This window comes from Niameybacter massiliensis (genome assembly GCF_001282685.1).
Taxonomy (GTDB): Bacteria; Bacillota; Clostridia; order Lachnospirales; family Cellulosilyticaceae; genus Holtiella; species Holtiella tumoricola.
In genome coordinates this window covers 2,558,136-2,569,246 of record NZ_LN875035.1, presented here as the reverse complement: position 1 = coordinate 2,569,246, position 11,111 = coordinate 2,558,136, and the positions used below count along the sequence as shown (strand labels likewise).

Below are 11,111 nucleotides of genomic sequence, written 5' to 3'. Positions count from 1 at the left end.
ACTCATATAGAGTAATCGATAAGGGGTGTGTTATGAGCAGTGAAAGAATAGAAGCACTTATTACTAAAATGACGATTGAAGAAAAATTGGGGCAGATGACCCAGTTATCCCCCTTTTTTTGGGGAGTAGAAGATGGTGTGGATATAACAGGGCCTCTAGAAGCGCTAAGCATAGATAATTCAGTAGTAAGTAGATTAGGAAGTACGTTGAATTATTTTGGTGCAGATAAGTTGAAGAAGTTACAGGATGATTATCTAGAGAAAAGTAGGCTTAAGATACCAATGTTGTTTATGGCAGACGTTATTTATGGTTATAAAACTGTATTTCCTATACCATTGGCATTAAGCTGTAGCTTTAATCCGCAAAACTATCATGATGCTACTCAGATTGTTGCAAAAGAAAGTGCAGCATCAGGGATACATCTTACATTTGCACCTATGTCGGACTTAGTTAGAGACCCAAGGTGGGGGCGTGTTATGGAATCTCCAGGTGAAGACCCTTATTTGAATGCTATGATGACAGAGGCGGCTGTTAGGGGGTTTCAAGGAGACAGTCTTAATGATAAAGGAACAATAGCAGCTTGTGTAAAACACTTTGCTGGATATGGAGCTTCACAGGGAGGACGTGACTACAATTGGGTAGAGCTCTCAAAACATAGTCTTTGGCAGTACTATTTACCATCATATAAGGCAGCAGTGGATGCGGGAGTAAAAATGGTAATGACTGCATTTAATGTAATTGATGGTATACCAACAAGTGCTAATAAAAGTTTGTTTAGAGATATATTGAGGGATAAATGGGGATTTAAAGGTGTGACGATATCTGATTATGGAGCTATTGATGAAACCGTTATTAACGGATTAGTGAAAGATGGATATGGAGCAGCAAAAGCTTGTATTGAAGCGGGGATAGATATTGAGATGATGTCTACACATTACGTTCAATATGGAAAGAAGTTAGTAGAGGAAGGTAGATTATCTATTGATTTAATTAACCAAGCTACAAGAAATATATTAATGCTAAAAGAGGAATTAGGGTTATTTGATAATCCTTATAGATACGCAGATGCAAAAGAGGAGCAAAAGTTACATAAGTGTAAGGAACATCTAAAAAGGGCGAGGGAAATTGCAAGGGAATCAATTGTACTATTAAAAAATAATCAAATCTTACCATTAGAAGAAAACGGGAGTATTGGAATGGCTGGTCCGTTTGTGGCTGTAGATAGTACGATGGGAGGATGGGTACTAGGAGATGATAAAAATTCCTTTACACTAGAGGAAGCCATAAGAGAAAAAGGGTTTGATGTGATAACATCAGTAACAAAAGGATTAGGAGCAATGCAAGATGGGTGTTTTGATATAGAAGATTGGGTAGAAGAAGAAATAAAGAAATTAGAGCATTGCGATGTAATTATAGTAGGAGTAGGAGAAAATGCACAAGATACAGGAGAAGGAGCGAGTAAAACAAATATAAGATTATCCTATAATCAAGAAAAATTAATTTATAGGCTAAAGCAATTAAATAAGCCTTTAATTGCAATTATTTTTAGTGGAAGACCTCTAGAAATTAAGCCTATTGTTCCTGTATGTGATGCAATAATTGAAGCTTGGTTTTTGGGTACAGAATCAAGTGGAGCACTTGCAGATGTTATAACGGGAGTATATAACCCATCGGGTAGGCTAGCTATGAGCTTTCCACAGACAGTAGGACAGATACCTGTTCATTATAATTGCTATAATACAGGAAGACCTTATAGTGGGAAAGATGAGAGATATATATCAAGATACTTGGACTGCTCAAATGAACCGTTATATCCTTTTGGATATGGATTAAGCTATGGAGAAACAGAATATACAGAATTTAAAGTAGAAACTGTAAAAAATAAAATGATAGCAAGTGTAATAGTAATTAACAAATCTAATGTAGAAATAAAGGAGACAGTGCAGCTATATATTAGAGATGTTTATGCTACAGTTGTGAGGCCGATCAAAGAACTTAAAGGGTTTAGACAAATTGTATTAAAAGGTTATGAAAAACAAAGGGTAGAATTTGAAATTACAAAAGAAATGTTGAAATTTTATAGATATGATTATGAGTATGTTTTTGAGGAAGGTGAATTCGATATTATGATAGGCAAAAATTCAGCTGATACTCAAATGGTAAGAAAATATATAAGTTAGTAGATAAGGATAAAGGAGAGAGACGATGAGCTATATAGAACAAATAAGTAAAAAGTTATATGATTATGTACCACCACTTACTAAACAAGATGATTTTGAAATGTTTTGGAAGCAGACATTAGAGCATGCGAAAGATAGTCCACTTAATATAAGGAGAGAAAAGGTGGATTATCCTATACCGGATATTACAGTTTATAAAATTGTATATAATGGATTTGATACAACGGATATACATGGATGGTTCATTGTACCCCAAAAGAAAAAGGAGAAATACCCTTGTCTTATACATTATCATGGATTTGGAAATAGTTCAGGTGAACCATGGGAGTATATGCATTGGGTAATGTCTGGGATGGCTGTATTAGCTATAGATTGTCGTGAACAACTAGGTGCAACTGGAAATCATGCCAAGATTAATAGTGGAAATACACAATCTGTAATATGCAAAGGGATACTAAATAAAGAAGAATATTATTTAAGGGCACTTTATATAGACTGTATAAAGGCTATTGATTTTGCGATCAATCAACCTGAAGTAGATGAGGATCGGATAATAATAGAAGGGGGAAGTCAAGGTGGAGGATTGGTGATGGCAGTAGCTGCCCTGGATCCTAGACCTATAATTGCTCTGGCAGATGTTCCGAGTAATAGTAATATTGACAAACGAGTAGAAAATGAAAATGGAGCATTTAAGTGTGTGGCAGAATATTTAAGAGAATATCCAGAGTATATAGATAAAGTTTTTGAGACGTTGAGTTATTTTGATACTATGAATATGGCGGATTTAATTAGATGTAGAGTGCTGGCTTCAGTAGGACTTAAAGATTCTGTATGTCCTGCAGAATTATATTTTGCTACTTATAATAGAATAAAATCAGAAAAGCAAGTATATATATATCCCTTTAATGGACATGAAGGTGGCGGACGTAAACATACAACAATCAAGCTAGAATATCTAAATAAAGTGTTGAAGGTAATAGAACTATAGGATTTATATAATAAATAAAAGATACAAAATAAACCACTTTAAGTCACTCTTAAGGTGGTTTTACTTTATATAAATATTTTTAAATTTTTTTCCAACCTTTTTGTTTTTTGCTACACTATATAGATGAAAGCTTTTTAAGGAGGGGCCATGGAGAAGAAACGCGCGGATCAGATTATTGAATATTATACACGACCTATGTATGGGTTTGCTCTTAATAAAATGGGTAATTCAGAAGAAGCCGAGGAGCTTGCTTCACGTATTATCCTAGAAGTTTATCATGTGCTTTGTCACAAGGATGACTTTGTAGATATGAATAGTTACGTGTTTAAGGTTGCCCACAATGTATGGGCAAGATATATTTCAGAAAAGACTAAGAAAAAATGTGAGTTACAGTTAGATGAGGCGAGTAGTAGTGGTCATGAGGATGGTCCAGATAAAAGCTATATAGACCAAGAAACAGAAGGGACCTTGAGGCGAGAAATAGCTTATCTTTCTAAGCAACAAAGAGAGATTGTGGTGTCTTATTATTATAAACAGAAGAAAATCAAAGAGATTGCTGAAGAACTAGAACTTTCAGAAGGAACAGTAAAGTGGAATTTATTTGATGCCAAAAAGGAGTTGAAAACAGGGATGAAAGCAATACGGACGATAGGGAACTTAGGAATCAATCCTATAAAGTTTCTAGATATGGGGCATACAGGTCAACCAGGAACAAAGGGGGATACTCGTGATTTTCTTGCTAAGGTAATTACACAAAATATTGTCTATGCGGCTTACCATGAGCCAAGAACCATACGTGAACTGTCTGAGGAACTTGGTATCTCACCTGTGTTTATAGAAGATGAGGTTAAGATTTTGGAGGAGTATGGGTTTATGGAGTGCTTGCCAGGAGGAAGATATCAAACACAGATGATTATTAGAGAGCCTTCTGCAAGTGAAGAAGAAGCTTTTCATAAGCTAGCAAAGGAATATGGGAAAATCTTATACGAGGAATATTACAAACAGTTTTTAGCTCTAGAGCCAGCAATTAAGGAGATAGGAATTTATTATCCTGACCAAGATTTTAATTGTCTACTTTGGACGTTGATTCCTTATGCGATACAATTCTTTGATATTCCAGAAGCTTATCAGATTGAATCGGATGAGGTTATGGTTTATCGCAAGGATGGTGGTAAGTATATTGCCATTGCACTACTAGATAGGCCGATAGAACTTTCTTATGACCAAGAGAAATATGGTGCTATGGTGATGACAAGGGATGATGGGGAAGACAATAAAGTCTATGGTTGGCAAGTGGGTACTTACTGGAGCCACAGAGAGCTAGATTGGCGTGATAATAAATATAGTGATTATGTGGGAATGATGTATTTTGTAACAGGGCAACTGATCGAAAGTGAAGTGACACAAGAGATTTATAGCAGACTTTTGGAAAAAGAATATCTTGTAAGAACACCAGAGGGGTATAAGCTCAATGTGGTTCATGTAGCAGGAAAGGAGCAAATGGAAAAACTTAAAAACCTTTTTCCAAAGCCTTCAGATACCCTTCGTAAGAAACTCCTTGAATATGATGAGAAATGCTACAAGATGACCAAGGTAGGGCATCCAGCTCATATGCATAAAACGTTACGTTATTTAGCTCAGGGACGTATGCAACATCTGTGGCCTTATGTGTTTGAAGAAATGCTAAATCAAGGTGTACTTCAAGAACCAACTGCATCACAACAAAAAGCAATAGCTACCCTTTTATATACCCAATCTGAGAAGTAGATTTTGAAAGATGTTCTTAGGGTAAGAGGAGGTATTGGTATTAGTTGGTTAGAAGATAGGAACTAGGTTATTAGAGTTATTAAAAAAGAATAGCTCTAAAAATAAGGAGGTAGAAATGTTTAGACGATTGATGCATTTTTGTAAGATTACAGTAAGTGCTTCACCGATATTTTTTAGTTTGAATATGATTGCGCTATTTATTATTGCCCTTAGCCAATTAGGTATAGGGTATAGTTTTAAGTTAGCAACAGATGTATTGATGGATGCCCAGGCTAGTGGGCAAGTATCTGTTAAAATTGCTTTTCCTATTTTACTTTTTTTTCTTTTGATTTGTATTGGTGGGAATACAGGTAACTTTGAAAAGATGATGATTACAGCTTACAGTCATAAAGCCAAGCGTATATTTGCTAAATATTTTTTACATAAGAGCTATAGGACTAAGCAAGATGCTTTTTATGAGAGTAAGTTTTATGATCAATATGCTTTTGTAAAAAATAATATCGATCATACAGCGAATATTGCTGTAACGGTATTTAATAAACTGACTTTATCCATTTACCGTGTGATTTTGGCAGTTGGGGCCATTTCTTATTTCAATCCATTGATTGTTGTTTATATGAGCCTCTTAGCTTTTATATTGATTGGTATTAATCAGTATGTGGTCAAAAAGCGTGTTGCCTTACAAGAAACTTATATTAATGATGAACGTCAAGCTAAGTATTATATGGAACTTCTTTCTTCAAGAACCCATGCTAAGGAACTACGTCTATTTGGACTTCAAGAAAGATTTCTTAAAAAATGGGCGTCTACTTACAGCGGCTATATGAAAGGAAAGTACCAATTTGAAGTGAAGGCGATAGGGTTAGGCAAAGTGGCAGGCATTGCACAGATGGCCATGACCTATGGACTTAGCGTTTATTTTCTGATGTTAGTGGCAAATGGCAGTCTTGCTGTAGGCGATTTTGTCTTTCTTAATGGGATGATGATGACCTTAACCAGTGCCATATCTAGTGTAATTAATGTACTGACCAAGGATCTAGCAGAAAACGATAAATATGTTGAAAAGTATGAAGGATTTACAGGTAGAACCAGCCTTCATCAACTTAAAGCCATAGATGATTATCAGTTACTCAGTGAGGCAGAAGGAAAATTAGGAGATTTTGAGACCCTTGAGTTCCTAAATGTTTCTTATAAATATCCAGGGAGTGAAAACTATGCGGTTAAGGGTGTTAACTTAACCCTAAGACGTGGAGAGGTAGTGAGTTTACTTGGGTATAATGGGAGTGGGAAAACGACTTTATCTAAGTTGATGTGTGGGCTTTTAGAAGACTATGAAGGAGAGATTCTCTTTAATGGTGTAGAGCTTAGAAAAGTACCTAAAGAAATATTATATCGTTATTTTGGTATTGGTTTTCAAGAGTTTAGTCGCTATAGCATGAGCTTGAAGGAAAATGTAGCGGTAGGGATGATTGAAGCTTTTGAAGAGGAGTATGCTATTCAAAAAGCCATATCTAAAGGAAATCTAGAAGAGGTGATAAGAAAGTTGCCAAAGGGGATAGACACTATTCTAGGCAAGGAATATAGCAAGGAGGGGCAAGATCTAAGTGGTGGACAGTGGCAGCGCATTATCCTTTCTCGTGCTTATATGGGTGAGCCAGATGTACTCATATTAGATGAACCTACTGCATCTATTGATCCGTTAGAAGAAATGAGAATGCTTGGGCAGTTTGGTGAAATTATAGAAGATAAGACAGCGCTTATTATCTCCCATCGCATTGGATTTGCAAGGATGGCGGATCGTATTTGTATGATGGAAGAGGGCAAAATCGTAGAAGATGGAACCCATGAGATGCTTATGGCACGTAAAGGTTATTATTATACTTTATTTACAGCTCAACAGGCTCTTTATGAAGAGGAGGAGGTATGTTATGCATAAGATGCCAGCACTTAAGGCGCTTATAGAAGCCAATCAGTTTGCTTACAAAAGTCATAAAGGGGCTTATATTGGACGCGTGCTTACAGAAATTATTGGCGTATTTGGTGCTCTACTGAGTATGAAGTCTGTCGAGTATACAACAAATAGTGCCTATCGTTTGTTTGAAGGGCAAGCGCATATCAATGAGGTTATAGTAGGTGTAAGTTTATTTGCTCTTGGTTCCTTGATTTTTTATTTGTTGGGTATAGCAAAAGATCTCCTAGATAACAAGCTGATGCTTCATATGAGTTATGACTTTGAATATGCCTTAGGACGGAAACTTGGGAAGGTCAATTGGGAGTATTACGAAAATCATGAGACAGCAGTAGAAATTCATAAGGTAAGAGAAAAGTCTTTAGAACAGATGAAAAACTTTGTAGGACTGATGATGCAAGGGGTTTACTTTGTATTAGGTGGCGTGATATTCCTAACCTTACTGGCACAGATTAATCTCGTTGCAGTAGTTGCATACTTGGTATTACTCTTGTTTATGAATAAAGCCTTTGAAAAAGTCTATAAGCAAGTGAAGGATGCGTGGGATGAACTCCAACCTTATAAACAAAAACAAAATTATTTCTTCAGTTTAAGTGGAGATAAAGTGACTCATCAAGAGTATCAGTTCAATAGGCTCTTTGGATTTGTAGCCGATAGGTGGGAGCAACTCTATCATGCAGAATATAAGGTACAGATGAAAATCTTTGGGAAATATGAAATTACTTTTCAAACGGCAAGATTCCTGATTAATTTACCCTATATCGCTATGTTGATTTTTGTAGGCTATGAGATAGCTGTAGGTAAGCATGAAATTGGTTTTTTAATGCTCTGTAATCAACTTTTTAACTACGTACTAGACTTAGTGACGGGCATTCAATATAGTGTCAATGATGCCCGTACGCAATATGGTTTTGTAGAAAGCTTCTTCAACTTACTTAAGTTAGAAGAAGTGGAAAAGTCAAGTAATGTGTCTAGCCAAGATTTTAAAGGGATTCACTTTGATCAACTCGCCTACGCCTATCCACAAGCACAAAATAAAAGTCTTAAAGGCGTAGAACTCAATATTAAGTTAGGGGAAAAAATTGCTATAGTAGGACACAATGGAAGTGGGAAGACGACTTTTACCAATATTCTATTAGACCTTACAGATCGCTTTGAAGGCACTATTAATATAGAAGGAAGTGGAGAAGAAAAGATTCCACTATCCAGTTTGTCTTCTTGTATTTTACAAGACTTTGCCCAGTATCAATTGACTATTCGTGAGAATATTGAATTAGGCTATATCGGGAAGAAGTTTACAGATGTAGAGATCTGGAAATGCTTAGAACAAGTAGGATTAAAAGAGATGGTAACTAAATTGCCACAAGGTATAGATACCATGCTTGGGCAGCTTCAAGAAGGTGTAGATCTTTCAAAAGGACAATGGCAACGTATAGCTATAGCAAGGCTATTAGCTAACCCGGAGGCAAAAATATGGGTATTAGATGAACCTACAGCTTATCTTGACCCTATCTCAGAAATTGAAATTTATGATTTGATTTATAAGTTAGCAGGTGAACGTATTGTGCTCTTTATTTCTCACCGTTTAGGATTTGCCAAACGTACAGACCGTATCATTGTATTCCATGATGGAAAGATAGTAGAACAAGGTAGTCATGCCCAACTTATAGAGCAAGAGGGTATCTATGCTGAAATGTATAAAACACAAGAAGCATGGTATGTAGCGTAATAAGGTTTAAGAGCCACCTTAAAAGCCTTTTTCTGTGTAGACAGAGTATAAAGGTTAAATTAAGGTGGCTTTGTTATAGTGTTATGACACAGGGGGAAGATATAAAAGTTGATAGATGAATAATATTCTGATAATATAAAAATTAATAGGCGTATACGTTTTAAAAAGAAAATAGAGGAGGCATAAAATGGCTTTTTTTAAAGGAGAAATATTTGCAAAATCTTTAGGAATGAATGTAGGTCTTAATGTGATCTTACCTTATGATACATGTGATAAGGAGCTTAAAGTACTTTATTTACTTCATGGTATGTCTGACGGATGCGGGGCTTGGTCAAGATGGACACGCATTGAGCATTACGCCAATCAATATGGCTATATTGTGATTATGCCAGAAGTCCATATTAGTTTTTATACCAATATGGAGTATGGTGGGAATTATTATACTTATATAACAGAAGAATTACCTATGCTTTGTGAGAAGATGTTTGGTATCCAACCTGATAGGGAAAAGACTTATATAGCAGGACTTTCTATGGGGGGATATGGAAGCATGTTATGTGCTTTAAGCAAGCCTGATCAATATAAAGCTTGTGGTGCTCTTTCAGCTGTTTGTGATATTAAGGCAAGAATCACAGAAAGAGGCAGGGAAGATAAACTAATCAAAGCAATTATAGGAGATAAACTAATAGACCCTAGCTATGATCTTTATCATTTAAGTGAAAAACTTATGGATTTACCACAAGAAGCAAGACCTAGACTAATGATTGCCTGTGGTACAGAAGATTTCTTATATAAGGAAAACAAAGCTTTTAAAGCACATCTAGAAAAACTTGAATTTAATTTTACCTTTGAAGAATGGGAAGGTGTACATGATTGGAATTTCTGGGATGAGGGAATCCAGAAAGTGATGAAGTTTTTTGAGCAGTTATAAAGTGAGTTATAAACCGTATAGAAGTTACTTAATGCCAAGTAATTTCTATACGGTTTTATTTATTAAAAAAATGTATTGATATTCATAAAGAAAAAACATGATTAAACAAAAATAAAATGTTTAGTTTGTTTAATAATAAACAAATGTATATATATGTAAAAAGTAAAAATAGTAGTCAATATTTACTATAAAATATTTAAAATTTAGCATTAAAATATTTAAAATAACTAAAATAAATATATAATTTTATTGACAATTATAAAAAATTATACTAGAATTAATTTAAATTTATTAAACATTTTATTAAACAGCGTAAAAAGTTTAATAAAAGTAATTAAAAACAGTTAAACAAATAGGGGGAAATAAAATGAAAAGAGTGACAAAAAAGTTTTTGGCTTTATTATCATGTGCAACAATGGTATTTTCTCTAGCAGGTTGTGGAACAGTTGAATCTAGTCAAGGGACATCAAGTGACTCAAATACTTCTTCTAACAGTTCAGCGCCAAGTACAGATGGTGGTGATAGTAAGGGAGAGGAAAAAGATTATAAGATTGCAGTGGTACCTAAGCTAACAAGTATTGCTTGGTTCCAAAGAATGGAAGTTGGAGTTAAAGAATATGCAAAAGAAACAGGAGTAGATGCCTTCTATACAGGTCCATCAGAAGGTGATGGTGCACTTCAAGCTCAAGTTATTGAAGATTTAATTGCACAAGATGTGGACGCAATTTGTGTTGTACCATTTTCTACAGAATCACTTGAACCTGTTTTAAAGAAAGCAAGAGATGCAGGTATTGTTGTTATTGCTCATGAAGCAAGTGGTATGGAAAATATAGACTACGATATTGAAGCATTTGATAATGATGAGTATGGTAGACACTTTATGGAGAAATTAGGTGAAATTACAGGTGGTGAAGGTGAATACATCCTTGAAGTAGGTGCATTAACTTCTCAATCACATAATCAATGGGTAGATGCAAGTCGTGCTTTACAAGAAGAAAAATTCCCTAATATGAAAGTATATGGAGATAAAATTGAAACAGCAGATGACCAATCTACTTCATATAACAAAGTTAAAGAAGTATTAACAGCAAATCCAAGTATTGCTGCTATTCAAGGTTCAGCTATGGCAGACGTAGCAGGTGCAGCATTAGCAGTTGAAGAGTTAGGGCTTGCAGGTAAAGTGAAGATCGCAGGCACATCATTAGTATCTGTATCAGGTAAATATGTAGAAAATGGAACCATTGATATGATTTCTTTCTGGGATCCAGCACTTGCAGGTAAAGCGATGATTGAACTTGCGCTTAAAGTGTTAAATGAAGAAGACGTAACAACAGGTTTAAACCTTGGTATAGAAGGATATGACAATTTAACCCTTACAGATAAAGTGTTAACAGGTCAAGCTTGGATTGATGTTACAAAAGATAACGTTAATGATCCAGCGTATGATTTCTAAGAATAAAGAGCGAGTAAGCTAGAAATAAGATGATAGCATGAAAATAAGGTATACGCCGAAAAATTCATGCTATCACCTATCAAGTATTTCAATT

At 35.2% G+C, this 11,111-nt stretch carries 7 protein-coding genes; all 7 read left to right on the top strand.

What is annotated here, in order from left to right; all coding sequences use genetic code 11:
* The first annotated feature begins 32 nt into the window (after positions 1-32).
* A complete protein-coding gene (locus tag BN2390_RS17745; protein ID WP_053985644.1) occupies positions 33-2,180 on the top strand; it encodes a glycoside hydrolase family 3 N-terminal domain-containing protein in 2,148 nt (715 codons plus the stop codon).
* Between the two features lie 25 nt (positions 2,181-2,205).
* A complete protein-coding gene (locus tag BN2390_RS17740; RefSeq protein ID WP_053985643.1) occupies positions 2,206-3,168 on the top strand; it encodes an acetylxylan esterase in 963 nt (320 codons plus the stop codon).
* Between the two features lie 147 nt (positions 3,169-3,315).
* Positions 3,316-4,935, top strand: coding sequence for a sigma-70 family RNA polymerase sigma factor (locus BN2390_RS17735; protein WP_053985642.1), 1,620 nt, complete (start codon positions 3,316-3,318; stop codon positions 4,933-4,935).
* A gap of 115 nt (positions 4,936-5,050) precedes the next feature.
* Positions 5,051-6,871: an ABC transporter ATP-binding protein gene (locus tag BN2390_RS17730; RefSeq protein WP_053985641.1), complete on the top strand. Its 1,821-nt coding sequence runs from the start codon at positions 5,051-5,053 to the stop codon at positions 6,869-6,871.
* Positions 6,864-8,633 carry an ABC transporter ATP-binding protein gene (locus BN2390_RS17725; protein WP_053985640.1) on the top strand — a complete coding sequence of 590 codons (1,770 nt, stop codon included), beginning with the start codon at positions 6,864-6,866 and terminating at the stop codon, positions 8,631-8,633. Before BN2390_RS17730 ends, BN2390_RS17725 begins: the two co-directional genes overlap by 8 nt.
* Positions 8,634-8,820: 187 nt before the next feature.
* The gene (locus BN2390_RS17720; RefSeq protein ID WP_053985639.1) at positions 8,821-9,564 is read left to right on the top strand and encodes an alpha/beta hydrolase; all 744 of its coding nucleotides are present in this window, start codon (positions 8,821-8,823) and stop codon (positions 9,562-9,564) included.
* Positions 9,565-9,931: 367 nt separating this feature from the next.
* Positions 9,932-11,017 (top strand): autoinducer 2 ABC transporter substrate-binding protein, encoded by a 1,086-nt coding sequence (locus BN2390_RS17715; protein WP_242847692.1) that lies wholly within the window; start codon positions 9,932-9,934, stop codon positions 11,015-11,017.
* The last annotated feature ends 94 nt before the right edge of the window (positions 11,018-11,111 follow it).